We start from the raw sequence: 24,388 nt of genomic DNA on the forward strand, positions 1-24,388 counted from the left end.
ACATATATAATTATAAAATATTTGATAAATAAAACAAATTATTTCATAATAACTTATACTGCATATCTATCAAAGATCAAGAACATTTTTATTCTTTATATAAAATAAAGACAGAAAATAAAATGTAATTATTATAAAATCGTAGGATTGATCAATAACAGCACCTCGTATTAGTTTTGTCTCCCTCGGATGTCCAAAAGCACTAGTAGATTCTGAGCAAATTATTATCAGACTTTGGTCTGAGGGGTATGAAATTTCACGCAAGCATCAAGGTGCTGATGTCGTTATCGTAAATACTTGTAGGTTTCTTGTTTCTGCTCGAAATGAAACATTAGCCAATATTAATGAAGCTCTCAAAGAAAATGGAAAAGTTATTGTAACGAGGTGTCTTGGTGCTGATCCTGATGTTATTCGTCAAGCACATCCTCATGTATTAGCCATTACAGGACCACAAGCTTATGAAAGGGTTATACAAGCTGTTCATACAGCGATTCCTCCAGCTCATGATCCCTTTAGTTGATTTAGTTCCCCCACAAGGTATTCGCTTAACACCTCGTCATTATGCTTACTTAAAAATTTCTGAAGGATGTTCTAATCAATGTAGTTTTTGTATTATCCCTACTCTGCGCGGTAATCTTACTTCACGCCCTATCAGTGAAGTTCTTCGCGAAGCTGAGAAACTTGTACAGGCCAGTGTAAAAGAGCTCTTGGTTATCTCACAAGATACGAGTGCTTATGGCATTGATATTAAATATCTTGAAAATCCTTGGAAAGACCGCACAGAGTAAAAACCAAATTTTTTGATCTTTGTCGTGAACTGGGAGATATGGGGATTTGGATACGCATGCATTATGTCTATCCTTATCCTCATGTAGATGAAGTTATTGAGCTTATGACTGCAAAAAAAATTCTTCCTTATTTAGATATTCCTTTTCAACATGCCTCACCAACTGTTTTACACAATATGAAACGACCTGCTGTTATGGAAAAAACAAATCGTAGAATTGAAAAGTGGAGAAAAATTTGTCCAGATCTCACCTTACGATCAACATTTATTATTAGCTTTCTAGGAGAAACAAATGAAAACTTTAATATACTCTCGAATGGCTAGAAGAAGCAAAAATTGAACGCGCTGGATGTTTTAAATATGAAGAAGTAAAAGAAAGCCGCTGGCATTGCTTTATGGCAAAACAACAATAAATTTCTACCCATCTTTTAAAGAAAAAAATTGGAAAAAGACTTCAAGTTCTCATTGACGAAAGTCAAGGAAAAGTTGCTAAAGGTCACAGTCAATATGATGCTCTAGGAATAGATGGCGTTGTACATATATCATCACGATGACCATTACGTGTTGGTGAATTTGTTACTGTAAAAATCGAAAAGTCGGATGCTTATGATCTCCATGGTATTGCAGTTTAAAGGTGAGATGAAAGTTATTGTGCCAAACAATGCAGCTTTATAATAAGCTTTTGAAATCAAAAATGTTTTTATCAAGCAAATGACTTGGACGAACATTTGTTAAGGCGCGAATCATAGTGTCTTTACGTCCTGGCATTCTTCTTTCGATATCTTTTAACATTTCTTTCATGGCACTGCGTTGTAAACCATCTTGGCTACCACAAAGATTGCAGGGAATAATAGGAAATTGCATTGCTTGTGAAAATTTTTCCATATCTTCTTCAGCTGCGTAAACAAGAGGACGCAAAACAAAAAGATCTCCTTCATCGTTTAGAAGCTTTCCAGGCATAGCTGCTAATCGACCTCCATGAAATAAATTCATAAAGAACGTTTCTAAAACATCATCACGATGATGTCCAAGAACTAAAGCAGAACACCCCTCTTCACGTGCGATACGGTATAGGTTACCACGTCGTAACCGCGAACAAAGTGAACAATATGTTTGTGTCTCTGCCAATTTATCTGTAACAATGGAATAAGTATCCTGATATTCAATGCGATATGGAATTTGATGAGAATCTAAAAAATCTGGAAGAATATGTTTTGGAAAGCCTGGTTGTCCCTGATCAAGGTTACAGGCTAGAATTTCAATAGGTAAAAGACCGCGCCATTTTAAGTCCAAAAGAAGCGCGAGTAAACCATAAGAATCCTTCCCACCTGATAAAGCAATAAGCCATTTTTCCCCTGAAGAAAGCATGGAAAAATCATCCAAGGCTTGCCGCATATGACGTAGAAGCCGTTTACGCAGTTTATTAAATTCTACAGTTGAAGGAGCCGCCCGAAATATTGGATGACAATCACCAGCTTCTCTGATCAATGGATCAGTTTTCTCTACATTCTCTTGCATTACTTGATATTCGATTGAAATATTATCCATAATACCATAATCCTGCACAATAAAGAGCTTGTTCTATAAGAATGACAGAGACAACAACAGATCTCACATAGTATTAACAGATACTTCGTTGGATCTATAAGATAAGATGCATAAAAAAAGAAACGGTGCTATAGAAGTCTATCGTTATAGAATATAACAATAAACTTAATATAACACCACTCATAAAAATCGCCCGTTATTTTAAAAACTACAAAGCGATACAAACATTTTGAGCATATAATAAAAAACAAGGGAGCAATATGCTCTTATAAAGAATTTAACGAGAATAAAACTCAACAACCAAATTTGGTTCCATTTGTACAGCATAAGGAACATCAGCAAAAGCAGGAACACGTGTAAATGTTGCTTTCATTTGCTTATGATCTGCTTCAATGTACTCAGGCACATCACGTTCTGCTAACTGCACGGATTCCAATACCAGAACAAGTTGCTTTGATTTCTCACGAACCTCAATAACATCACCTGGTTTACAACGATATGATTGAATATTCGTACGCCGTCCATTAACATTAACATGGCCATGATTAATAAATTGACGAGAAGCGAAAATAGTTGGTACAAACTTTGCACGATAGACAACAGCATCTAGGCGCGATTCCAACAGTCCTATAAGATTTTCACCGGTATCACCACGTCGACGAGCAGCCTCTGCATAAGTTTTGCGAAATTGCTTTTCTGAGATATCACCGTAAAACCCTTTTAATTTCTGCTTAGCACGCAATTGAACACCATAATCAGAAAGCTTTCCTTTACGGCGCTGTCCATGCTGACCTGGACCATAATCACGACGATTCACAGGAGATTTCGGACGACCCCAAATGTTTTCTCCCATCCGGCGATCAATTTTATACTTGGTTGTTTCGCGTTTACTCATCGCATTTCCTTTTAAATATAGAAAACAAGATCTCACATAAGATCTCAAGGAAACGCGCCCTCCTCTGCCTTCAAAGAGAAGACTGACAGGATGACTCTAACATTTATGTAAAGTTATCCACGGGACACGTCAATTAATGCCATTTTCTCAAAAGAAATAGTCAACAGAACTTCTATTGATTTTACAGCCCAAAGTCAACTTCTTTCATGATATTTAAGTGAAATTCTTTTAATAAACGCTCTGTTGAAGAAGTTATATTTTGCGATGTAAATAAAGCAAAATCCTTATGTTTCTTTATATTTTGAGGATATAGTTTTTCTGGTAATAATGATCTTGTGTGTTTCGCTATAGCTTTTGCTGGATCAATCCATTTAACTGGCCATAACGCTTGTTCACGAAAAAAATGAATCAAAAAAGGATAATGTGTGCAAGCTAAAACAATAATATCAGTATATTTGCCATTTTTTTCAACAAAGCATGGAAGGATTTCATGGCGTAATTCTTTCAAGTCTATAGGTTTTCCACGCAAATAATCTTCAGCAAATCCAGCAAGTTTTTCACTTCCAACAAGTTTAACATGGCATTGAGCAGCAAAAGAATGGATTAATTCATGTGTATAAGCACGCTTAACCGTTCCAGGAGTAGCTAATACTGAAATAAAACCAGATTTTGTTTGTTCAGCGGCTAATTTAATTGCAGGAACTGTTCCTACAAAAAGAATATGGGGGAATCTTTCTCGTAAATCTGTCATCATCAGTGTAGAAACAGTATTGCAGGCAATGACACATAGAACAGGATTGTAGAGTGTTAAAAGATTTTGAAAAACCTTTAAAATTCGGCTTTTTAAAACATTTTCTTCCCAACTTCCATAAGGAAACCCAGCATCATCTGCAACATAAATAAATTGCATTTCAGGAACAAGGACACGTACTTCCCTCAACACTGTTAAACCGCCAATGCCACTATCAAAGAAAAGAACAGGCCCCTTATCCATCCGTTTTTACACCTGTTTTTAATTTTTTACGTTCACGTTCGAGAGGCGCCCCGCTTCCTCGTGGAAATTGAGGAGAAAAATGATCTAATGAAGAGATAATTCCTCGTAGTAAGCGAACTTCAGATTCACTAAAATGAGCACGTGTAAAGACAGAGCGTAGGTTTGCAAGCATAACCTCTTTACGTTCTCGAGGTCTAAAATATCCACGAACATCCAAAGCTTCTTCTAATTGAGATAAAAAACCATGAAATGTTGCTTTATTTGCTGGCTCCATCTCTGCAACACGAAAAGCCGTATCGCTCATATTTTCCAAACCTGATTTCATCCATTCGTAAGATATAAGTAAAACTGCTTGGGCAATATTGAGGGATGCAAAAGCGGGATTAACTGGAAAAGTAATGATTTCATCAACAAGACTGATTTCATTATTTTCTAATCCCCACCTCTCTCTTCCAAATAAAACACCCGTTTTATGCCCAACACTCTCACATTGACGTAACAAACTCGCTGCTTCAACAGCACTTTTTACCGGTTTAAAACCACATCTTTCACGTGCTGTTGTAGCAAAAACATAATGCAAGTCTGCAATCGCATCAGGCAATCTATCAAAAACAACTGTATCATTAATAACATGATCTGCTTTACTTGCCGCTGCTTTGGCTTTTTCATTTGGAAATAATTCTCGAGGTTTGACTAACCGAAGCTTGGAGAGCCCAAAATTTGCCATCGCCCTTGCTACCATACCAATATTTTCAGGAAGTTGCGGTTCGACCAAAATAATTATTGGACCATTTGTTAAATTCTCACGATTCTTATTAGTTCCGGCCATCAATCTTACCTAATTCTACGATTATACTCCTACAGCTATTTTCTCAACGCAATCTTTTAAAGAAAATATTCCAAGAAATAACTTTTTAATAAAAAATTACGGTCAATATTGTCTTTTCATGCAGAGTTTATGATGAAAGGATTAATAATGAATTGTGGAAACAAAAACAAACGTTAGTTTTAAAACCAGAGTGATTATATAATGAGCTTAATAAACCATACGTTATTTAATACACTATAGAACTTACAAACCATAATCTAAGTTGAATTATAAAGTTATGCGTTCTAAGAAAGGAATATGCTCTTTATTCCCAAACTGTTCCCTGCAAAACTTATCTGTCGTTACAAACGTTTTCTTGCTGATGTAAAATGGGATGATCAACAGATCATCACTGTATCAGTTCCTAATACAGGATCAATGCTTGGATTAATAACTCCAAACTCCAATGTTTGGCTTTCATATCATAACGATCCTAAGCGAAAATACGCATATCGATTAGAAATTGTTGAGGCAGATAATACTCTCGTTGGTATCAATACGACTTTACCAAATAAACTAGCATTAGAGGCAATTCAAAAAGGATTATTACCCGAATTAAGCGCATATAAAACAATTTTGAAGGAACAATTGTGTGGAACGCAATCACGAATTGACTTTCTTCTGCGTGATAGAAATCTTCCTGACTGCTATCTAGAAGTTAAAAATGTCCATTTTATTCGCCAAAAAGGATTGGCAGAATTTCCTGATACCGTGACAAAACGTGGCACACGTCACCTTGAAGAACTCATAAAAGTCGTGCAACAGGGGAAACGAGCTGCTATGCTTTACGTAGTTCAACGGGAGGATTGTTCGACTTTTACGATTTGCCATGACCTTGATCCAACCTATGGACGTAAATTTAATTTAGCATTAAAATCAGGGGTAGAATTTTATGCTGTAAAATGTCACGTAAGTGTAGAAGGTATTTTTCCGATTCATCGAGTAAAAATAGAAAACAGAAAAAACAATGACTAATTATATTGAATATAATAAGATGCCATTAAAATTTAACGGACAAATTCGCATTTTTGATGAGCATGCTTTTGCAAAAATGCGTGAAGTTGGTCGCATTGCTGCAGAATGCCTTGATGCACTTACGGACATTATTAAACCTGGTGTCACCACGCAAGAAATTGATGATTTTGTATTTGTTTTTGGTGCCAAGCGAGGTGCTCTTCCTGCGGATTTGAATTATCATGGATATGGCTATTCATGCTGTACATCTATCAATCACGTTGTATGCCATGGTATTCCCAATAAAAGGCCCTTGCAAGAAGGTGATATCGTTAATGTTGATGTGACTTTTATTCTGGATGGTTGGCATGGAGATTCAAGCCGCATGTATCCTGTTGGAAAAATAAGACGTGCCGCAGAACGTTTGCTAAAAATAACCTATGAAAGTCTTATGAAAGGAATTTCCGTAGTCAAACCTGGTGCAACCACCGGTGATATTGGTGCAGCCATTCAACATTATGCAGAAGCTGAACGGTGCTCGGTTGTGAGAGATTTTTGTGGACATGGAATTGGTCAGCTTTTTCATGATGCACCAAATATTCTCCATTATGGAAATCCTCAAGAAGGAATAGAACTAAAGCAAGGTATGATGTTTACAATTGAGCCGATGATTAATCTTGGAAAACCACAGGTTAAGATTTTGTCTGATGGTTGGACTGCTGTTACACGTGATCGCTCTCTCTCAGCCCAATACGAACATACAATTGGTGTAACAAATGAAGGGTGCGAGATTTTTACACAATCTCCTAAAAATATTTTTTATATTCCAAGCTCAAGTGCTTAAATAAATGTAGAAATGTCATGGCTAAAAAAACGACTAAAAAGGGAGAAAACCAAAGCGACCATTTTGCATTAACATCAAGTTCTCTACTCAGTCCAATACCAGAAATAAAAAGTAAAAAACTTCAGAAAAATGCACAGATACATAAGCATTATCAAGGACATCGTGAACGTCTCCGTAAGCGCTATTTAAAATCAAAAGGAAATGCAATTGAAGATTATGAATATCTTGAATTACTCCTTTTTCGCACCATACCTCGAGCAAATACAAAACCAATAGCTAAAAACTTGATTGCACGGTTTGGTTCATTGGCAGACGTATTGGGTGCTGATATTCATCGACTTCAAGAGATTCCAGGATGTGGTCCAGCAACTGCAATTGACTTAAAAATTATTTCAGATGTTGTTGGGCGTCTTGCTCGTGCAGAATTGTTTAAACGTGATATTTTTTCATCATGGGATAAAGTATTAGCTTATTGTAAGGCCGTTATGGCTCACGAAACACGGGAACAATTTCGTATTTTATTTCTTGATAAAAAAAATGGTTTACTTGCTGATGAAGTACAACAGACTGGAACTATTGATCATACTCCCGTTTATCCACGTGAAGTCATCTCTCGTGCTTTGGAATTATCCGCGTCAGGTCTTATCCTTGTACATAATCACCCTTCAGGTGATGCAAGACCTTCTAAGGCAGATATAACAATGACATATATGCTAAAAGATGCAGCAAATGCGCTAGGCATTACTATTCATGATCATCTTATTATAGCACGAAACGGACATACAAGCTTTAAAGCATTAAAACTTATATGAATTATATGAACTTGAAGAGAAATTCCCCCAATTATTCATGAGAAACTAATTTCCTAAATCAATATCTAATATGGCCATTGAAAAATTATAGGATAATTCATCCTCATCTTCATCTCGATAGATAATACCTAGAAACTCATTCCCAATATAAACCTCACAAGAATCATCCTTTTTAGGCCGTGCTTTCACTTGCAATGCTGAATTTTGGAATATATTTTTAAAATAACTATCAAGTTTTTTTATTTCATCAGCATTCACTATGCTCTCCTGTCTTTTGAGACTCTTAAATTGAATCCTGAAGAGCAAATAAGGCACTCCTAAGATTCTGTAAAGATAGTAAATATTAGTTTCAACTTTTATTTATATTACCTATATTCAAAACAGCACTATCTTAACATATTGACGAAAGCACCTTTACTAAAAGGAGCTATCACTATTAAATATAACCGTATAGATTAAAAAGTAAAAAAATGGTTAGAAAATCATAAATTCTCAATAATTTTTATTTTATCCCCAATTTCAACATCTGTGCTTACAAGCATATTCCGACAAAACATGAATTGATCACGTATAATTCGTTCTTATTAATAAAGAAAGCTTTCTAAAACAAAAGCACTTTTCTCTTGCATATAGCTATTTTGTTTATGAACAGTCTTATTATAATAATTAAAACCAATTCCTTTCAACTACTTCTAGAATAGAAACAGTTAATTTATAAAAGGAAGCCTTATTTCTATACAAATATAGAAAACATACTCATAAAATTTAATGGTTATTTCTTACATCTTTTCATAAAAATTCACGCCATAATAGGCAAATTTTTAAATAAGCCTTTTTACCTTATCTAAGATAACAACATTAAAATTTTTTTGAACTCTAAAGCTTATGAATAATTTCCAACGATCGGATGGCGAGAAAGAAAATCGATGACAGCTTTTTTATAAACTTTATCACCCACAGCAAGCATATGATCTCGATTAGGGATTAATAGAGCTTCGCCACAGGGCAATAAAGCTGCTAATGGCTCTGCTTCACCACTAATCTCATCTAATGAACCAACGGCAACAAGGGCAGGTTGTTTAATTTTGTAAACCTCAGATGCTGTTAACTCCTGTTTTGAAGTGATAATACAAGCAGCCAAAGCACGTCTATCACTTTTTGTTTGATCTGCAAATTTACGAAACATCAAGCCACGCGAATTGGTAATGCTAGAAATATCTTCTGCTAAAAGAGCTTCAGCAACTGGTTCCCAATTCCCTGCTCCCGTTACCATACCAATACCTAAACCACCAAAAACAACGCTATGTACATATGTTGGATATAAAAGAGCCATAAATGCGCTAATTCGAGATCCCATAGAATATCCCATAATATGCGCTTTAGATAATCCTAAATACTGCAACAATCTCATTGCATCGCCAGCCATAGCTTGAGGTGTATAAAAGCTAGGATCATAACTTTTAGCTGAATCTCCATGTCCACGGTTATCAAGAGCAATAACACGATATCCTGCTTCAGTGAGAGTACGAAACCAACCTGTTGCATACCAATTCACACGTGCAGAAGAGCCAAAACCATGAATCAACAAAACAGGCGCCCCCTGTCCATCTTCCCGATAGGAAAATCGCAAGCCCTCATATTCAAAAAAATGAATATCTTCTGCGGTCATTTTGTATCACTTTCGCATTTTCCACAAATTGCTGGATGACGAACACGTTGTCCCCTCTTTATCTGTTTTTCAGAAACTTCACCAGCATTAACCTCAAGTGCGAAAGTCGCAGGCACCTCTGATGAAATAGTATCTGTTGAAAATGGAGTGGTGTTTTCAACAATCGATACGATAATTCCCTCAGCGTTTAAAAAAATCATGTCTAAGGGCAAAGGGGTATTTGCCATCCACATAAAAAATTTCTGCTTATCTTTTAACTGTTCACTTCCTTGCTGTTTAAAAAGCATTACGCGATCACATGGAAAATCAGTACGATACATTAAACCAGCACTCGCTTGAGATGGCGTAAAAGCAATCTCTACCTTGTAAGAAATCACACCTTGCTTTGTCTGTATTTCCAAAGGAGTCGGATGGACAGGAAGCTCTATAGGTTTTTTTGCTACAGCCATATTTATTTCTAACACAAAAAACAGCATCCATACAATGATGTGTTTTTTTCTAAAAGGCTTTAACATTTTTATCTCCATCAAAGACAACTTTTCAACTTTGTTATATACAATAAAGAGTAGAAAAACTTAAAATGTAAAAAACAAAAGAGCTATCTTCTAACTGCTCTCAATGCAATATCGGTAATCTACTTTATTTAACTAACGGTTTTACAGATATATTCTCTCTTAGAGATACTGACATTAAATATAGCTATCTTTTCTTATCCCTGTGGAACAACAGCTCTAAAAAAATAAAACAACCGTTTAATTTCAAAAATGCAATCTAATGTGTAGAAAATGGAATCCCTATGTCTGGATAAATCTCTGCTGTCATCAAGCCTTTTTCACTTTTACCAAAACGCACAAGAACAACTTGACCAGAACGAAGTTCTGCTAAACCAAAACGGCGCAACGTTTCCATATGAATAAAAATATCTTCTGTTCCCTGTCCACGACTAAGAAAACCAAATCCTTTATCACGATTAAACCATTTGACAATTGCGCGCTCTAAACCGCTTTCTGGAGTAACAACAACATGAGTGCGGGCTGGAATTTCTGATGGATGAGTCGCTGAAGAACAATCTATAGACTTCACTTGAACACATTTTAATCCTCGTTCAGTCTTTTCCACAGCACAAACAACTTTAGCACCTTCTAAAGCTGTTTGAAAACCATCTCGACGCATCACCGTAACATGCAACAATATATCGGGAGAATGAGGCAAATCAGGTACAATAAACCCGTAGCCCTTACTCCCATCAAACCACTTAATGACACCACTAATTTCAATAATTTCACCACAAGCACTTACACTATCTTCAGATAGGGAATAATCCTTTAATGTATCCTTACTCGTCATAATAAAACGTGACCCTGTAGCTCTAAATTGTACGATATTGATTCTCTATGTTTAAGTAAACATTGCTCTTGTATCAACACGCAAGCCCCAAGATAAGATTTCCCCACATTGTCATATTCCTTAATGTTAATATCAATATAATTCACAAAAATATTTAATCACATTTTCTTTAAATTATGTACTCTTTTTACAACAGTACCTGTGACAAAAATACACAAAAGTTTTTCACACAATGATATTTTCATAGATGTAGAACTTGCATGATGAAGAAGTTCAAGATAAGGTAGAAAGATCACAGTTGAAATCAAGGAAAGTGCGTAATGAAGAGAATCCTCACTACGCTCGCATTCTTTATGACATTTGTCGTAAGTGCCTATGCGAGTGAGCCTATAGAAATTGGTGTTTATCTTCCGTTAAGTGGTCAAAATGCATTTGGAGGACAACTCGAAATTAAAGGTATAGAATTGGCACATAAAAAAGTTCCAGAAGTATTGGGGCGTAAAGTGGAACTTATTGTTATTGATAATAAATCTGACAAAGTGGAAGCTGCTAATGCTGTTATGCGGTTGACTGCAAGTGAAGAAGTGAATGGAATCATCGGTAGTTATGGCTCTTCACTCTCGTTGTCTGGAGGTGAGATAGCTGAAAAAGCAAAGACACCGACTGTGGTAACTTCCTCAACAAATCCACTTGTTACACAGGGTAAAAAATATTCTTTCCGCACGTGCTTTATTGATTCCTATCAAGGGGCTGGTATTGCAACTTATGTAAGTCAAAATTTACATGCAAAGAAAGCTGCTATCCTTAAAGACATATCAAGTGACTATGCGATTGGTCTTGCGAGTTATTTTTCACGTGCTTTTAAAAAATTAGGAGGTGAAGTTATCGTAAATTTGAACTATAATTCTGGAGATCAAGATTTTTCAGCGGTTCTCACACAAATTATAGCGCAAGAACCCGATATCCTATTTATTCCGTCTTACTTCTCTGAAGGTGCTATTATCATAAAACAAGCCCGAGAATTAGGGGCAAGATTCAAAATCATGGGTGGGGATGCTATGGATAATCCAGAAACCGTTGCAATTGCAGGAAAAGCTGCAGAAGGCTTCTTACATACAACGCTTCCCTACAGTGAAAATATGCCAAATATGTCAGTAGCTGCGCAAGAATTTACCAAGGAGTGGAGAAGAACTTATCCTGATCAAGAACCAAATATCAATTCTGTTTTGGGATATACAAGTTATATGATGTTCATGAAAGCTATTGAAAATGCTGGTAGTGCTGATCGGGAAAAGATTACCACTGCACTTAGCCAATTAAAAGGTTTTCAAACGCCCTTTGGTGATATGTCTATGGATGAAAATCATAATCCTAAAATTCCTATTGGTATAATTGAAATAAAGGATGGAAAACGTGTCTATTTAGATGAAGTTAAGCCTGCTTTTTAATAAATGAGAAATTTTTCTAACTAAAACATAAATATGAGTTGAGGGTTCTTTCCTCAGCTCAAATTTGGGATTTCCTTATTTTATCCTATATCAATTAATAAACGTGGAAGGATGAGAGATGAGCACTGAAATGTTCATCCAGTATTTTTTTAATGCACTGGCATTAGGATCTCTATATGGACTTATCGCTATTGGTTACACCATGGTCTATGGTATATTGCGGCTTATTAATTTTGCTCACGGTGACATCTTTATGCTGGGAGCATATTTTGTTTTCTTTTCCACCATTAGCTTTATGCCTGCTTGGGCTGCTGTTCTTCTTTTGTTACTTGCTTTTTTTATTTATTATTCGGTGTTTATAGGGTTCAAAAGACGCCCTCCAATTTATTGGATTGCTCTTTTTTTAATTCTTATTTTAGGGTTTGTTTATTACTTTAAAGTTTCTCCACAAGAATTCACGCCGGTTTGGTTTTTAGCCCTTTGTTTTGCAATTTTTATTACAAGCGCCGTGGGAATTACTGTTGATCAATTTGCCTATAAACCTTTACGTCATGCACCGCGTATTTCAGCACTTATCGGAGCCATAGGCGTTTCCTTTTTTATTGAAAATCTTGCGACTGTACTTTTTAGTGGAGTCCCCAAGGGTGTTAAACAGCCAGATTTTCTTGTAATGCCGTTTCTATGGCATTTAGAATCAGGAGCAAATAAAATTATTAGAATTGCTCCCATGTCTCTCATCGTTCCTGTTGTCTCATTTATTCTTATTATTTTACTGCTGTGGATTATCCATAAAACAAAACCCGGTCTTGCTATGCGTGCCATCTCTCATGATATTGAAACAACGCGTTTGATGGGAGTTTCTGTCAATAAAGTCATTGCATTGACATTTGGAATAGGCTCTGCACTTGCCGCTATTGCAGGCATTATGTGGTCACTCCGCTATCCCCAAATTCATCCTTATATGGGTGTTCTTCCTGGCCTCAAAGCATTCATTGCTGCCGTTATTGGAGGTATTGGTTCAATTCCAGGGGCAATGTTGGGAGGGTTATTACTTGGATTTATTGAAATCATGATTATTGCATTCTTTCCTGCATTATCTGGATATCGAGATGCCTTTGCTTTTATTTTATTAATTCTGATTTTATTGATCATGCCCACCGGCTTAATGGGCAAAAAAAGTCAGGAGAAAATCTAATGATAAAATCAGTGACGACTTTTCTTTCGTGTATCAGTATTTTAGCTCTTGTTGGCTTTTTGTTTTATGCTGATAATCATTTTAATGATTACACACTTCGTATTATCAATCTTATTGCTATTAATGCGATATTGGCGATTTCGCTTAATTTGATTTACGGTTTTACGGGTATGTTTTCTCTTGGACATGCTGGCTTTATGGCCATTGGTGCTTATGTCTGTGCAATTTTACTTCTTTCGCCTGAACAAAAAGAAATGATGTGGATTCTTGATCCTATAGCGGAGCCATTACATCATCTGCAGTTGCCTTTTTTTCTAGCTGTTGTTGTAAGTGGTGTGTGTGCTGCAGTTGTAGGTTTGTTGATTGCTCTGCCTATTTTGCGTCTTGGTGGTGATTATCTTGGAATTGCTACTTTAGGATTTGCAGAGATTATCCGCATTGTTATTACAAATGCTACTTCCCTGACAAATGGCTCTTTGGGAATAAAAGGGATACCTCAAAATGCCACATTATGGTGGAATTATGGTTGGTTAGCATTTGCAGTAACCTTTATTATTCTCTTATTACGAAGCAATACAGGTAATGTTTTGCGTGCTATTCGTGATGATGAAATTGCCGCAAAAACAATGGGAATTAATGCCTTTTTTTATCGTAGTTTTTCCTTCACTGTTGGTGCATTTTTTGCAGGTATAGGAGGAGCGTTGATGGCTGCTCTTATTTCAACAATCGATCCTAAAATGTTTAACTTTTTGCTTACTTTTAATATTTTGATGATTGTGGTTGCTGGTGGTCTTGGTTCAATTACGGGGAGCATTATTGGGAGCGTTGTTATTACAGTCATGCTTGAATGGCTTCGTATTATTGAAAGCCCATTTGACTTAGGTTTTATACATATTCCAGAAACACCAGGGCTTCGAATGGTTATTTTTTCTCTTTTATTGCTCGTCATTATCTTATTTTGGAGAAAAGGTTTGTTGGGACAACGTGAGTTTTCATGGAATGGAATTTATAATTTCTTAACACGCAAGAAGCTCTCTAATACTGAGGGAAAGCTATGAACGACAATATTCTTTCACTCAATGATATTGTGATGCGTTTTGGCGGGTTGGTTGCTGTCAATAATATTAATATGGCAATCAAACGAGGAACAATTACTGGATTAATTGGTCCAAATGGTGCTGGAAAAACCACCGTTTTTAATATGATTTCGGGGTTTTATGCACCTACAAGTGGGAGTATTCTTTTTGATAAACAAAAAGTTTCTGGAGCTCCTCCTTATATTATCTGTAGACGTCATATTGCACGAACATTTCAAAATATTCGCCTTTTTTCAGGGTTGACAGTCTTGCAAAATGTTATGGTAGGTGCACATGTTCGCCAAAAGCATCCATGGTTTTCTTCAGCTTTGTTTTTTCCCAATGCAATGAAAGAAAAAAGGGAAATCCATAAAAATTCTATGGAACTTCTTGAGCGGTTGCAGCTTGATCACCTTGCCAACCAATTTGCAACGACTTTGCCTTATGGTGTACAAAGGCGTTTGGAAATTGCACGGGCGTTAGCAACAAAGCCAAAATTACTTCTTCTTGATGAGCCTGTTGCTGGAATGAATCCCCAAGAAAGTGAAGATCTTAGACAGTTTATAGCAAAAGTACAAAAAGATTTTGATCTTACAATTCTGCTTATAGAACACGATATGAAAGTTGTTATGGGACTTTGCCAATATATTTGGGTAATGGAACATGGCTGTTGCATTGCCAATGGCACACCAAATGAAATTCTTAACAACCCTAAAGTTATTGAAGCTTATCTCGGCGGAGATGTTTATGGATATTCTTGAAATCAAAAATCTTCACGTTCATTATGGTGCTATTAAAGCTATTCAAAATCTTTCTATGTCTATCAAAAAAGGAAGTATAGTCACTTTAATAGGTGCTAACGGAGCAGGAAAAAGTAGCATTGTACGCTCTATCACAGGACTGAATCGGTCTGTTTATGGAGAGATTATCTATAAAGGTGAATCAATTATAAAAAAAACGCCAGAAAAGATTTTGCGATTAGGGATTGCACTTAGTCCTGAAGGGCGGCGCATCATGCCCCATCTCACTGTTTTAGAGAATCTTCATCTAGGCGCTTATATTCGTCACGATAAGTTAGGAATTGCCCGCGACATCGAATGGATATTTGAGCTTTTTCCACGTTTGCGTGAAAGAGCAAAGCAATTGGGAGGAACAATGTCAGGTGGCGAACAACAAATGCTTGCTGTGGGCCGTGCACTTATGAGCAATCCTGATATGATAATATTAGATGAACCTTCTCTGGGGTTAGCACCACTGCTTGTAAAAGAACTCTTTTCGATTATCCAAAAAATTAATGATATGGGAAAAACTGTTCTTCTCATTGAACAAAATGCATTTGCAGCACTCTCCATTGCAGACTATGCTTATATTTTAGAAGTAGGGCATATTCTATTTCACGGTGAAGGCAGAACCATGCTTTCTGATTCACGTGTTAAAAAGGCATATCTTGGGGGATAGAACGATAAAATGCAAAAGCAATAAATTTATATTTTCAAAAGCATTTCTCTCCCATCAGAGAAATGCTTTTTTAAATTATCACCACCATTTTTCAGCACTAAACGTTCCAACCGCTTGTTCTATAATATGGGCGATTTGAAAGATAACTTCTTCAGCAAAAGGTCTGCCAATTAATTGCAAGCCTAGTGGCAAACCATTTGATGAGAGACCAGCAGGAATAGAAATTCCTGGTAGACCAGCCATATTAACTGGTACAGTAAAAACATCATTGAGATACATTGCTATGGTATCATTTTTAATTTTTTCATCAGCAATGCTAAAAGCTGGTGTTGGTGTTGCGGGTGTAAGGATAGCATCAACACCAGACGCGAAACATTGATCAAAATCACGTTTTACGAGTGTTCGCACTTTCTGAGCTTTAAGATAATAAGCATCATAATAACCTGATGAGAGTACGTAAGTACCAACCAAGATACGCCGTTTAACTTCATCACCAAACCCTGCCGAACGGGTGTTTTCATACATTTCAATAATGTCTTTTCCTAGCGTGCGCAAACCAAAACGAACACCATCATAACGCGCTAAATTAGAAGATGCTTCTGCAGGAGCTACAATATAATAAGCAGGCAAGGCATATTTTGTATGAGGTAATGAAATATCGCGTATTTCAGCACCTGCATCTTTTAGCCAATTCATACCTTTTTGCCAAAGTTCAATAATTTCAGAAGACATCCCTTCCAATTGATATTCTTTCGGAATACCAATTTTCATTCCTTTTATTGATTGTCCAAGGTAACTTTCATAATCAGGAACAGGTAAATGAACTGCAGTAGAATCTTTTTCATCAAAAGAAGCCATTGATTGAAGTAAAATAGCACAATCACGGACATCTCTCCCAATAGGCCCTGCTTGATCAAGTGAGGAAGCAAAAGCAATGGTTCCCCACCGTGAACAACGTCCATAAGTTGGTTTAATTCCCACTGTTCCAGTGAATGCAGCAGGTTGACGTATCGAACCACCTGTATCTGTTGCTGTTGCACCAGCACAAAGCCGCGCCGCAACAGCAGCAGCCGATCCTCCTGAGGAACCGCCTGGCACGAGCTTTTCATTGGAGTCTTTTCTCCTCCACGGACTAATAACAGGACCATAATATGACGTCTCATTGGATGAACCCATAGCAAATTCATCCATATTAAGTTTTCCGAGCATAACCGCTCCATCTTGCCATAAGTTAGCAGTCACCGTTGATTCATAAAATGGTTTGAAATTATCGAGAATATGGGAACAAGCTTGTGTATGGACACCTTGTGTTGCAAAAAGATCCTTAATACCCAGTGGTATTCCTTCTAAGTTTCCCCCCTGCCCTCTAGCCAAACGGCTATCTGATTCAGTAGCCATTTTTCTTGCTTGTTCTGCCGTTATCGCTACATAAGCGTTCAAAATTGGATTAGCCAATTCAATTTCTTTTAAATAAGCTTCTGTTAATTCAATTGCTTTAAACTCTTTTTTTATAAGAGCATTACGAGCTTGTGCAATTGTAAAGGTTGTTAAATCAGTCATATTAATGCTCAAGTTTTTAAAATAAAAAAATTATTCGACGATTTTTGAGACAAGAAAAAAATTGTCTTCCGTAACAGGTGCGTTTGCTACGATATCTGCTGCTTTATTTCCATCTGTAATATTATCTTCACGCATTCGTAACGTCATTGGTATCACGGACGTTAATGGTTCAACATTACTCACATCCACTTCATTTAATTGTTCTACAAAACCTAAAATGGCATTGAGTTCTTTTGTGATACGCTGTACTTCATTCTCATGGATAGCAATACGCGCTAAATGCGCTACTCGCTTGACGGTTTCTTGATCAACAGACATATTATGCCTTTCTTCTTTTTTATTTTGATATTTATTATTGGCTATACAAGGCTACGTTTGCAAGCGCAAGAATATTGATAATGCAAAGAAACTATAACTATGAATCTGAAACACGAAAAGACTTGAATTATAAATCTTATGGCCATTATTAACATCAATGAAGTTATGGATCATCTTTTGCCTAGGCAAACAATAGCAGGTTTAGATTTGGGGACAAAAACAATTGGAATTGCAATTTCCGATATGGGTTTAACTTTTGCAAATCCGCGTCCTGTACTTCAACGAAAAAAATTTATAATAGATGCCCACATACTTATAAAAATTTTTGATTGTGAAAATGTGGGAGCTATTGTCATTGGTTTACCTCTCAACATGGATGGAAGCAGTGGTCCTCGTGTTCAAGCGACGAAAACTTTTGTAAGTAATATGAAAGCGCATACAGAAATTCCATTTATTTTTTGGGATGAACGCTTATCAACAATTGCTGCAGAACGCTCTCTTTTAGAAATGGACGTATCGCGTACTAAAAGAGCAAGTCGCATTGATTCGGCTGCTGCCGCTTTCATATTGCAAGGTGCTCTTAACAGAATTCAGAGTCTTCATCATATAGATGGATAAAGAACATTGAGCAAATGTCCGGCATTATATCGTGCAATAAGCATCCCATAGGAAGATCTCCATTGCCCACCAAGACGGCTTTCCATATAGGCATTTGCAACATGCTCTATATCCGTAGAACGTAATGACGCAGCAGCTGCTGCATATGCTACTTGCTCAACAAAAAATCTTCCTGCCCCCTCGTTTGCTGTTGCCATTTCTGCCGCAGATTTAATAATCTCAATGGCTCGTGGTCCTGCAGGCCCAATGTCAAGAGCAATTTTTTCTAACAATTTCTGGAACAATCCTGGTGCTTTTTCAGCGATGAGAATTGCATCCTTTATCAATTGATTAGCAGAAATATTTCTTACAATTCGTGCAGGTCCATTACACAACATTTGCGATAATGGATTTCCTTCTACAAAACTATCAATACCAAGCTGTGCAATAATTTCGCCAATAATAGGTATAACTAATTGGCTTATGTGATAAGCAATAATAGGGGTCATAATCCTTGCAAAAGCTGCTTCAGAGCGATCATTTGCGGCATTGTCAAAGGCTCGTGCTAGACGTAAAACCAATGCTTGTGCAGCTGCAATATCCAGTGCAATATCTGCAAAAATACGTTCTGTTAGTGGTGGTAAAAGCTGATCTGGCATTTTTTGCCGAAAAAAATCTATACCAAATTGAAGTGCAGCTCGCAATACGCCCGCCGATATGACAGATTGATCAAAACGCATCATTGTTTCGATATCTTTAATGACTTTAGTCCCCTCTCCAATATTTCCCAACAGCCAACCATAACTTCCCTGAAAATCAACAACACCTTCTGGTGTTAAAGTCTCTCCGGAACGCTGTAGCAAATGGCGAATTTTAATGGATCCATTTAATGCGCCATTTTCTTGGATACGTGGAACTAAAAAGCAGCTTACATGACCATCTAACTCTGCACTCACAAGATATCCGTCCACTATAGGATTAATAACATTGTTTTTTATAATATTTAAACGATAGAGATTACGCCCCATTTTTTCATCAAAAGAAATTTTCTTAACACTGGGAAAATTGAAAGCGTATTTTTCTGGTTGTGCAATATCATCAAAAGCACAAGTAAGTGAGGCCGATTTTTTACTATGAATAGGCTTTGAGGATAAATCATATTGTCGTGATAAGAGTAAATTTTGCCATTTTCTAAAAAGTTCAATATCACTAATTAAGACTGCAATAGTTGCACTTGTTATAATAACCTCATTCAAATGCCCTGTTTCCAAACTAGCAGATAAAGCTAAGCGAATAGCACGTGCTTGATAGCGTACCCCATTTTCTAAAGTAGAATTTTCCCAAAGAGACGTAACTAAACCAGCTTGTCTCGAATATTGTTGAAGAGCCTGATAAGAAGAATGTATCTCTAATTTTTCTATCGGTTGCCCCCATTCATCGTTATAGCGCAATACTGGAGGATAACGATTCGCCAAACAGGAAAGCTCCCATGCTTCATGGCTTGTTACAAAATCCCCTATTTCCTCAAAACTTGCTAATAAAAATTTAGGCAAACTAGAAGCAATACGAAACATAAGCGTATCACTGAGAAACGCATTTTTTCGACGAGTATTTTGCAAAGATACAGCATTCATAGGCACATTCCATCATTCAAATCATTCATATCATAGACACATTGTCTTTTTGCAGTTAAAAAACATTTATCATGTTCAAACAAATTCTTGTTTAGTCTGTTTAGAGAGAGATAGAAAAGAATGCTATGACTCAAAATATTTTTCCCCATCAACATCTTTTAGGTATTAAAGGTTTGAGTGTACAAGACCTATCTACATTGCTTGATCGTGCAGATATAAATGTTACTCTTTCTAAAAAAAATAATAAAACGAAATCTATATTATATGGACGGACTCAAATTAATCTCTTTTTTGAAGCTTCTACGCGAACACAATCCTCTTTTGAATTAGCCGGCAAACGGTTAGGAGCAAATGTGATGAATATGGCTATTAGTAATTCATCTGTAACAAAGGGGGAAACATTAATTGATACAGCTACAACCCTCAATGCGATGAAACCAGATATACTCGTCATTCGCCATAGTAGTGCTGGAGCAGCTGCTTTGTTAGCACAAAAAGTTGATTGTTGTATTATTAATGCGGGTGATGGCGCCCATGAACATCCAACCCAAGCTTTATTAGATGCTCTGACCATTAAAAGAACAAAAGGCCGTATTGAGGGATTAACTGTTGCAATTTGTGGAGATATCTTGCACTCACGTGTTGCGCGTTCCAATATCCTAAGTCTCAATGCTTTGGGAGCCAGAGTTCGTGTTGTTGCACCTTCCACACTCTTACCCACAGGAATTGCTGATATGAGTGTTGAGGTTTTTAACACCATGAAAGAAGGTCTTATAGGTGCTGATGTTATCATGATGCTACGCTTACAACATGAACGTATGACAGGTTCTTTTATTCCCTCCATTCGTGAGTATTTTCATTATTTTGGCTTGCATAAAGAAAATTTAGCTTATGCCAAAAACAATTGCATTATTCTACATCCAGGTCCAATAAACCGTGGTACGGAGATCTCATCTGAAATAGCAGATGGACCACATAGTATGATTCGTACCCAAGTAGAAATGGGAATCGCTGTGCGTATGGCTGTCATGGAAGCTTTATTGGATTCACGTCTTCAGTTCAGTGGAGAAAAAAAATGATAAAGCCAATTGTCTTGCAAAACGCCCGTATTATTGATCCTTCGCGCACAATTGATGAAATTGGCACGGTTATTGTTGAAAATGGACGAATTACAGTCGCTGGAAAAGAAGCTTTAAATCAAGGAGTTCCCGAAGGAGCAGAAATTATCAATGCACAAAATAAGGCAATTCTCCCCGGACTTGTTGATGCACAAGTCTTTGTTGGGGAGCCAGGAAATGAAGAGCGTGAAACCATTGCCACAGCAAGCCAAGCTGCAGCAGCAGGTGGTGTTACTTCTTTTCTTATGATGCCTGATACGCATCCAATTATCGATAATAGAGCACTTGTTGAATTTATTACGCGTACGGCGCAGGAAATATCATTAGTCAATATTTATCCTGTTGCTGCAATTACGCAAGGTTTTAATGGACAAGAAATCACCGAATTTGGCTTACTAAAAGATACGGGAGCAGTTGCTTTTAGTGAAGGAAAAAAAACATTGCAAAGTTCATCTGTGATGCGGCGCGCAATGACTTATGCTCGTGATTTTAATGTTCCATTGATACATGAAACACAAGATAAGGAACTTACCGGAAAAGGTGTCATGAATGAAGGACTGCTCGCCAGTTGGTTAGGGCTTTCTGGTATTCCCCGCGAAGCAGAAGTTATTCCACTCGAAAGAGATTTACGATTAGCAGCGTTAACACAAACACGTTATCATGCAGCACAAATATCGACAGCCCTCTCTGCTGATGCACTTCGTTTAAGCAAACAACGCAATGAGAAGATCTCAGCCGGTGTATCTATTCATCATTTATCTCTTAATGAAAATGACATTGGTGAATATCGTACGGCTTTTCGTTTTATGCCCCCATTGCGTACAGAAGAAGATCGTATAGCAATGATTGAAGCAATAAAAGATGGAACCATAGATATCATTGTTTCTTCTCATGATCCTCAACATGCTAATACAAAACATTTACCATTTAATGAAGCATCTTCAGGTGCTATTGGTATGGAAACTTTATTGAGTGCGGCTTTACGCCTTTATCATGATCAAAGTATATCTCTTCTACGACTCACTGAGTTGTTATCAACAGCACCTGCAAAACTCTTTGGTCTTCATGCAGGAACTCTTAAAAAAGGTGCCTATGCAGACATGATTTTGGTTGATCTTGAAGAGCCATGGGTCGTTTCTACAGATAGATTGTATTCACGCTCAAGAAATACGCCTTTTGAGAATGCACGCTTTCAAGGCCGAGTCCTTCAAACCTTTGTTAAGGGACAATCAATTTTTAGACTTGATCAAGAAACTTAATGAGATTTTTTATGATTGAAGGTGAAACACTTTTCCAATTTACTCCATGGTTTATTTTTCTCATGTCCTACCTTATTGGATCAGTTCCATTTGGACTAATTTTTACGCGATTGGCTGGGCTTGGTGATGTAAGAAAAATTGGTTCTGGTAATATTGGAGCTACAAATGTTCTACGGGCAGGAAATAAAAAAGTTGCCGCTTTGACACTTCTTTTTGATATGTTGAAAGGAACTGTTGTTATTCTTGTTATAAAACTTTTAAGTAATCCGATAGAAAATAGTCTCATTATTTCTCTAGTGGGTTTTTTTACTTTCTTGGGGCATCTTTTCCCTATATGGCTTAAATTTAAAGGTGGAAAAGGCGTTGCAACCTATCTTGGTGTTTGTTTAGGAGTCTACTGGCCAGCCGCAATTGCCTTCATTATTGTGTGGATGGTGATCTTTTTACTCACACGTTATTCTTCCTTGTCTGCGCTCGTTGCTGTTGTAGTGACTCCAATATTTGTTTTTTATTTTTCCACTTCCTATTTCTATTGTATGCTAATTGCGATGAGCATATTTATATATATAAAACATTACGCAAATATCAATAGATTATTAATTGGGAAAGAAAGCAAGATTGGTACGCAAAACGGGGATGAATAAAGGAATCCTGCTCACTGATCGTCAACGTCTAAATTGGTTACGATTATTGCGTAGTGAAAATATTGGAGCAGTGAGTTTTCGTACTCTCATTGATCATTATAAAACAGCGGAAAACGCTTTAGCGGCACTTCCTGAACTCAGTAGAAAAGGCGGCCTTTCTGCATCTATTCGCATAACAACAATAGAAGAAGCCGAAAAAGAAATGCAAGAAGCCGAAAAGCTAGGGATTCGCTTTATCGGTGTAGGAGAACCGGATTATCCAGTCTTTCTTAAGGTGACGGAAGCTTCACCACCTCTTATAGCCGTAAAAGGTGATATTTCGGTTTTTCAAAAACCTTCTGTTGGAATTGTCGGATCTCGAAATGCTTCGGCAGCTGGCAAAAAACTAGCTTCTCAATTTGCTCATTTTCTTGGCGATACTGGCTTTACAACAATTTCTGGACTAGCTCGTGGAATTGATAGCATTGTACATCAGGCAAGTCTCTTAACGGGCACCGTTGCGGTAATGGCTGGTGGAATTGAGCATATTTATCCACCTGAGAACAAAAAACTTTATGAAGATATTATTGCTAATGGTGGAGCTATTATTAGTGAAATGCCTATTTCTTGGAAGCCACGCGCTATCGATTTTCCCAGAAGAAACCGTATCATTGCGGGTCTATCACTTGGCCTCTTGGTTGTGGAAGCAGCATTGCGATCAGGGTCCTTAATTACCGCACGTCAAGCCGCTGAAATGGGACGATTGATTTTTGCTATTCCTGGTTCTCCACTTGATCCAAGGTCTGTTGGTACGAACAATCTCATTAAGGATGGTGCACTGCTAACAACACATCCTTCCGATATCATAGAAATGCTTTCACCTTTAACTCCATCACCAGCAAATTTCCAACTTAACTTTTTTGAGGAAGGAGAAACAGCCACATTACAATTTGAAAAGGATAATTTTAATGAATATAACAACCCCTCTTACTTTGGAGACGACAAAGAACGTGCTACTGTTCTCTCAGCCCTTTCAACAACCCCCATTGATTTAGACACACTGAGTACCCATTCAGGTGTTGCGCTTCCAAATCTCTACCTCTTGTTGGTTGAACTTGAGCTTGCCGGGAAGCTTACTCGACATGCTGGTGGTTATGTGTCATTGTCGAGTTCGGATCTTCTCCAAGAGCCTCAGCACTATTAATAATGCTTTGCCCTTCTTTAGCAACCATATCCAAAAGCAATGCTAAAAGCGGGCTGTGCGCTTGACGTGCCATTTGATTCATTTGTTTGGACATATCTGTAATGTATTGGATAACTTTTAAATGATTTATAAACATAATTTTCTATCCTTGAGCATTTTCCCTCCTACTTCTCAACAGAT

Annotated in this window: 25 protein-coding genes and 1 pseudogene; 14 read left to right on the forward strand and 12 right to left on the reverse strand. The window is 37.1% G+C overall.

All coding sequences use genetic code 11. The annotated features are described in order from the left end of the window. The first annotated feature begins 154 nt into the window (after positions 1–154). Positions 155–1,419, forward strand: a pseudogene (gene rimO, locus ABD917_RS05490) (30S ribosomal protein S12 methylthiotransferase RimO). A 37-nt stretch (positions 1,420–1,456) separates the two neighbouring features. On the opposite strand, the gene ttcA reads toward rimO, so the two are convergent. The 4 genes from ttcA to ABD917_RS05510 form a co-directional block, all read right to left on the reverse strand. Next, positions 1,457–2,335 (reverse strand): tRNA 2-thiocytidine(32) synthetase TtcA, encoded by an 879-nt coding sequence (gene ttcA / locus ABD917_RS05495; RefSeq protein ID WP_345119106.1) that lies wholly within the window; start codon positions 2,333–2,335, stop codon positions 1,457–1,459. 277 nt (positions 2,336–2,612) lie between these two features. Beyond that, on the reverse strand, positions 2,613–3,230 hold the full coding sequence (gene rpsD, locus ABD917_RS05500) for a 30S ribosomal protein S4 (protein ID WP_273720428.1): 618 nt from the start codon (positions 3,228–3,230) through the stop codon (positions 2,613–2,615). A gap of 181 nt (positions 3,231–3,411) precedes the next feature. Continuing rightward, positions 3,412–4,224: a glutamate racemase gene (gene murI / locus ABD917_RS05505; RefSeq protein ID WP_345119107.1), complete on the reverse strand. Its 813-nt coding sequence runs from the start codon at positions 4,222–4,224 to the stop codon at positions 3,412–3,414. Then, a complete protein-coding gene (locus ABD917_RS05510) occupies positions 4,217–5,053 on the reverse strand; it encodes an RNA methyltransferase (RefSeq protein WP_345119108.1) in 837 nt (278 codons plus the stop codon). The genes murI and ABD917_RS05510 overlap by 8 nt, the downstream gene beginning before the upstream one ends. Positions 5,054–5,350: 297 nt before the next feature. Here ABD917_RS05510 and sfsA point away from each other — a divergent pair, with 297 nt between their 5' ends. From sfsA to radC, 3 genes are read left to right on the forward strand one after another with little or no spacing between them, the layout of a single operon-like run. Continuing rightward, positions 5,351–6,067 (forward strand): DNA/RNA nuclease SfsA, encoded by a 717-nt coding sequence (gene sfsA, locus ABD917_RS05515; protein WP_345119109.1) that lies wholly within the window; start codon positions 5,351–5,353, stop codon positions 6,065–6,067. Next, positions 6,060–6,890 (forward strand): type I methionyl aminopeptidase, encoded by an 831-nt coding sequence (map, locus tag ABD917_RS05520; protein ID WP_345119110.1) that lies wholly within the window; start codon positions 6,060–6,062, stop codon positions 6,888–6,890. The genes sfsA and map overlap by 8 nt, the downstream gene beginning before the upstream one ends. Positions 6,891–6,907: 17 nt before the next feature. Beyond that, complete coding sequence (gene radC / locus ABD917_RS05525) at positions 6,908–7,702, forward strand: RadC family protein (protein ID WP_345119111.1); 795 nt, start codon at positions 6,908–6,910, stop codon at positions 7,700–7,702. 45 nt (positions 7,703–7,747) lie between these two features. Here the strand turns inward: radC and ABD917_RS05530 are convergent, their stop codons facing one another. The 4 genes from ABD917_RS05530 to ABD917_RS05545 all read right to left on the reverse strand — a co-directional run bounded on the left by ABD917_RS05530 (position 7,748) and on the right by ABD917_RS05545 (position 10,718). Then, positions 7,748–7,960, reverse strand: a complete 213-nt coding sequence (locus ABD917_RS05530) for a DUF3126 family protein (RefSeq protein ID WP_208440958.1) — start codon at positions 7,958–7,960, stop codon at positions 7,748–7,750. A gap of 625 nt (positions 7,961–8,585) precedes the next feature. Next, positions 8,586–9,371 carry an alpha/beta fold hydrolase gene (locus tag ABD917_RS05535; protein ID WP_345119112.1) on the reverse strand — a complete coding sequence of 262 codons (786 nt, stop codon included), beginning with the start codon at positions 9,369–9,371 and terminating at the stop codon, positions 8,586–8,588. Next, a complete protein-coding gene (locus ABD917_RS05540; protein ID WP_345119113.1) occupies positions 9,368–9,886 on the reverse strand; it encodes a DUF192 domain-containing protein in 519 nt (172 codons plus the stop codon). Before ABD917_RS05540 ends, ABD917_RS05535 begins: the two co-directional genes overlap by 4 nt. A 256-nt stretch (positions 9,887–10,142) precedes the next feature. Beyond that, positions 10,143–10,718, reverse strand: coding sequence for a cold-shock protein (locus tag ABD917_RS05545; protein WP_345119114.1), 576 nt, complete (start codon positions 10,716–10,718; stop codon positions 10,143–10,145). Between the two features lie 320 nt (positions 10,719–11,038). Between ABD917_RS05545 and ABD917_RS05550 the strand changes: the two genes are divergently transcribed. The 5 genes from ABD917_RS05550 (at position 11,039) to ABD917_RS05570 (ending at position 15,895) form a co-directional block, all read left to right on the forward strand. Further along, entirely contained in the window at positions 11,039–12,166 is a 1,128-nt protein-coding gene (locus ABD917_RS05550) for an ABC transporter substrate-binding protein (protein ID WP_345119115.1), read from the forward strand. A gap of 118 nt (positions 12,167–12,284) precedes the next feature. Continuing rightward, positions 12,285–13,361 (forward strand): branched-chain amino acid ABC transporter permease, encoded by a 1,077-nt coding sequence (locus tag ABD917_RS05555; RefSeq protein WP_345119116.1) that lies wholly within the window; start codon positions 12,285–12,287, stop codon positions 13,359–13,361. Continuing rightward, positions 13,361–14,419 (forward strand): branched-chain amino acid ABC transporter permease, encoded by a 1,059-nt coding sequence (locus ABD917_RS05560; RefSeq protein ID WP_345119117.1) that lies wholly within the window; start codon positions 13,361–13,363, stop codon positions 14,417–14,419. The genes ABD917_RS05555 and ABD917_RS05560 overlap by 1 nt, the downstream gene beginning before the upstream one ends. Continuing rightward, positions 14,416–15,198 (forward strand): ABC transporter ATP-binding protein, encoded by a 783-nt coding sequence (locus tag ABD917_RS05565; protein WP_345119119.1) that lies wholly within the window; start codon positions 14,416–14,418, stop codon positions 15,196–15,198. Before ABD917_RS05560 ends, ABD917_RS05565 begins: the two co-directional genes overlap by 4 nt. Continuing rightward, complete coding sequence (locus tag ABD917_RS05570; protein WP_345119120.1) at positions 15,185–15,895, forward strand: ABC transporter ATP-binding protein; 711 nt, start codon at positions 15,185–15,187, stop codon at positions 15,893–15,895. The genes ABD917_RS05565 and ABD917_RS05570 overlap by 14 nt, the downstream gene beginning before the upstream one ends. 78 nt (positions 15,896–15,973) lie before the next feature. Here ABD917_RS05570 and gatA read toward each other — a convergent pair whose 3' ends face one another. Continuing rightward, the gene (gatA, locus tag ABD917_RS05575; RefSeq protein ID WP_345119121.1) at positions 15,974–17,455 is read right to left on the reverse strand and encodes an Asp-tRNA(Asn)/Glu-tRNA(Gln) amidotransferase subunit GatA; all 1,482 of its coding nucleotides are present in this window, start codon (positions 17,453–17,455) and stop codon (positions 15,974–15,976) included. Positions 17,456–17,485: 30 nt separating this feature from the next. Continuing rightward, positions 17,486–17,773: an Asp-tRNA(Asn)/Glu-tRNA(Gln) amidotransferase subunit GatC gene (gene gatC, locus ABD917_RS05580; RefSeq protein ID WP_345119122.1), complete on the reverse strand. Its 288-nt coding sequence runs from the start codon at positions 17,771–17,773 to the stop codon at positions 17,486–17,488. A gap of 138 nt (positions 17,774–17,911) precedes the next feature. Between gatC and ruvX the strand changes: the two genes are divergently transcribed. Next, positions 17,912–18,391 carry a Holliday junction resolvase RuvX gene (gene ruvX, locus ABD917_RS05585; protein WP_345119123.1) on the forward strand — a complete coding sequence of 160 codons (480 nt, stop codon included), beginning with the start codon at positions 17,912–17,914 and terminating at the stop codon, positions 18,389–18,391. Here the strand turns inward: ruvX and ABD917_RS05590 are convergent. After that, on the reverse strand, positions 18,376–20,004 hold the full coding sequence (locus ABD917_RS05590) for an acyl-CoA dehydrogenase family protein (protein ID WP_345119124.1): 1,629 nt from the start codon (positions 20,002–20,004) through the stop codon (positions 18,376–18,378). The two genes, ruvX and ABD917_RS05590, sit on opposite strands and share 16 nt — an antisense overlap. Before the next feature lie 125 nt (positions 20,005–20,129). On the opposite strand from ABD917_RS05590, the gene ABD917_RS05595 reads away from it, so the two are divergent. The 4 genes from ABD917_RS05595 to dprA are packed head-to-tail and all read left to right on the forward strand — an operon-like array spanning position 20,130 to position 24,208. Further along, a complete protein-coding gene (locus tag ABD917_RS05595) occupies positions 20,130–21,083 on the forward strand; it encodes an aspartate carbamoyltransferase catalytic subunit (RefSeq protein ID WP_345119125.1) in 954 nt (317 codons plus the stop codon). Next, on the forward strand, positions 21,080–22,381 hold the full coding sequence (locus ABD917_RS05600; protein ID WP_345119126.1) for a dihydroorotase: 1,302 nt from the start codon (positions 21,080–21,082) through the stop codon (positions 22,379–22,381). Before ABD917_RS05595 ends, ABD917_RS05600 begins: the two co-directional genes overlap by 4 nt. A gap of 11 nt (positions 22,382–22,392) precedes the next feature. Continuing rightward, a complete protein-coding gene (plsY, locus tag ABD917_RS05605) occupies positions 22,393–23,025 on the forward strand; it encodes a glycerol-3-phosphate 1-O-acyltransferase PlsY (RefSeq protein ID WP_345119127.1) in 633 nt (210 codons plus the stop codon). After that, a complete protein-coding gene (gene dprA / locus ABD917_RS05610) occupies positions 23,000–24,208 on the forward strand; it encodes a DNA-processing protein DprA (protein ID WP_486303678.1) in 1,209 nt (402 codons plus the stop codon). Before plsY ends, dprA begins: the two co-directional genes overlap by 26 nt. Here dprA and ABD917_RS05615 read toward each other — a convergent pair. Further along, positions 24,138–24,344: a hypothetical protein gene (locus ABD917_RS05615; RefSeq protein ID WP_273720394.1), complete on the reverse strand. Its 207-nt coding sequence runs from the start codon at positions 24,342–24,344 to the stop codon at positions 24,138–24,140. The genes dprA and ABD917_RS05615 overlap by 71 nt on opposite strands. Positions 24,345–24,388 lie beyond the last annotated feature (44 nt).

It is taken from the genome of Bartonella pachyuromydis, from assembly GCF_039543065.1.
Lineage (GTDB): Bacteria > Pseudomonadota > Alphaproteobacteria > Rhizobiales > Rhizobiaceae > Bartonella > Bartonella pachyuromydis.

Coding starts and splice junctions, on each gene's coding strand:
- ttcA (WP_345119106.1), bottom strand. CDS start 2,335: ATGGATAATATTTCAATCGAATATCAAGTAATGCAAGAGAATGTAGAG.
- rpsD (WP_273720428.1), bottom strand. CDS start 3,230: ATGAGTAAACGCGAAACAACCAAGTATAAAATTGATCGCCGGATGGGA.
- murI (WP_345119107.1), bottom strand. CDS start 4,224: ATGGATAAGGGGCCTGTTCTTTTCTTTGATAGTGGCATTGGCGGTTTA.
- ABD917_RS05510 (WP_345119108.1), bottom strand. CDS start 5,053: ATGGCCGGAACTAATAAGAATCGTGAGAATTTAACAAATGGTCCAATA.
- sfsA (WP_345119109.1), top strand. CDS start 5,351: ATGCTCTTTATTCCCAAACTGTTCCCTGCAAAACTTATCTGTCGTTAC.
- map (WP_345119110.1), top strand. CDS start 6,060: ATGACTAATTATATTGAATATAATAAGATGCCATTAAAATTTAACGGA.
- radC (WP_345119111.1), top strand. CDS start 6,908: ATGGCTAAAAAAACGACTAAAAAGGGAGAAAACCAAAGCGACCATTTT.
- ABD917_RS05535 (WP_345119112.1), bottom strand. CDS start 9,371: ATGACCGCAGAAGATATTCATTTTTTTGAATATGAGGGCTTGCGATTT.
- ABD917_RS05540 (WP_345119113.1), bottom strand. CDS start 9,886: ATGTTAAAGCCTTTTAGAAAAAAACACATCATTGTATGGATGCTGTTT.
- ABD917_RS05545 (WP_345119114.1), bottom strand. CDS start 10,718: ATGACGAGTAAGGATACATTAAAGGATTATTCCCTATCTGAAGATAGT.
- ABD917_RS05550 (WP_345119115.1), top strand. CDS start 11,039: ATGAAGAGAATCCTCACTACGCTCGCATTCTTTATGACATTTGTCGTA.
- ABD917_RS05555 (WP_345119116.1), top strand. CDS start 12,285: ATGAGCACTGAAATGTTCATCCAGTATTTTTTTAATGCACTGGCATTA.
- ABD917_RS05560 (WP_345119117.1), top strand. CDS start 13,361: ATGATAAAATCAGTGACGACTTTTCTTTCGTGTATCAGTATTTTAGCT.
- ABD917_RS05565 (WP_345119119.1), top strand. CDS start 14,416: ATGAACGACAATATTCTTTCACTCAATGATATTGTGATGCGTTTTGGC.
- ABD917_RS05570 (WP_345119120.1), top strand. CDS start 15,185: ATGGATATTCTTGAAATCAAAAATCTTCACGTTCATTATGGTGCTATT.
- gatA (WP_345119121.1), bottom strand. CDS start 17,455: ATGACTGATTTAACAACCTTTACAATTGCACAAGCTCGTAATGCTCTT.
- gatC (WP_345119122.1), bottom strand. CDS start 17,773: ATGTCTGTTGATCAAGAAACCGTCAAGCGAGTAGCGCATTTAGCGCGT.
- ruvX (WP_345119123.1), top strand. CDS start 17,912: ATGGCCATTATTAACATCAATGAAGTTATGGATCATCTTTTGCCTAGG.
- ABD917_RS05590 (WP_345119124.1), bottom strand. CDS start 20,004: ATGAATGCTGTATCTTTGCAAAATACTCGTCGAAAAAATGCGTTTCTC.
- ABD917_RS05595 (WP_345119125.1), top strand. CDS start 20,130: ATGACTCAAAATATTTTTCCCCATCAACATCTTTTAGGTATTAAAGGT.
- ABD917_RS05600 (WP_345119126.1), top strand. CDS start 21,080: ATGATAAAGCCAATTGTCTTGCAAAACGCCCGTATTATTGATCCTTCG.
- plsY (WP_345119127.1), top strand. CDS start 22,393: ATGATTGAAGGTGAAACACTTTTCCAATTTACTCCATGGTTTATTTTT.
- ABD917_RS05615 (WP_273720394.1), bottom strand. CDS start 24,344: ATGTTTATAAATCATTTAAAAGTTATCCAATACATTACAGATATGTCC.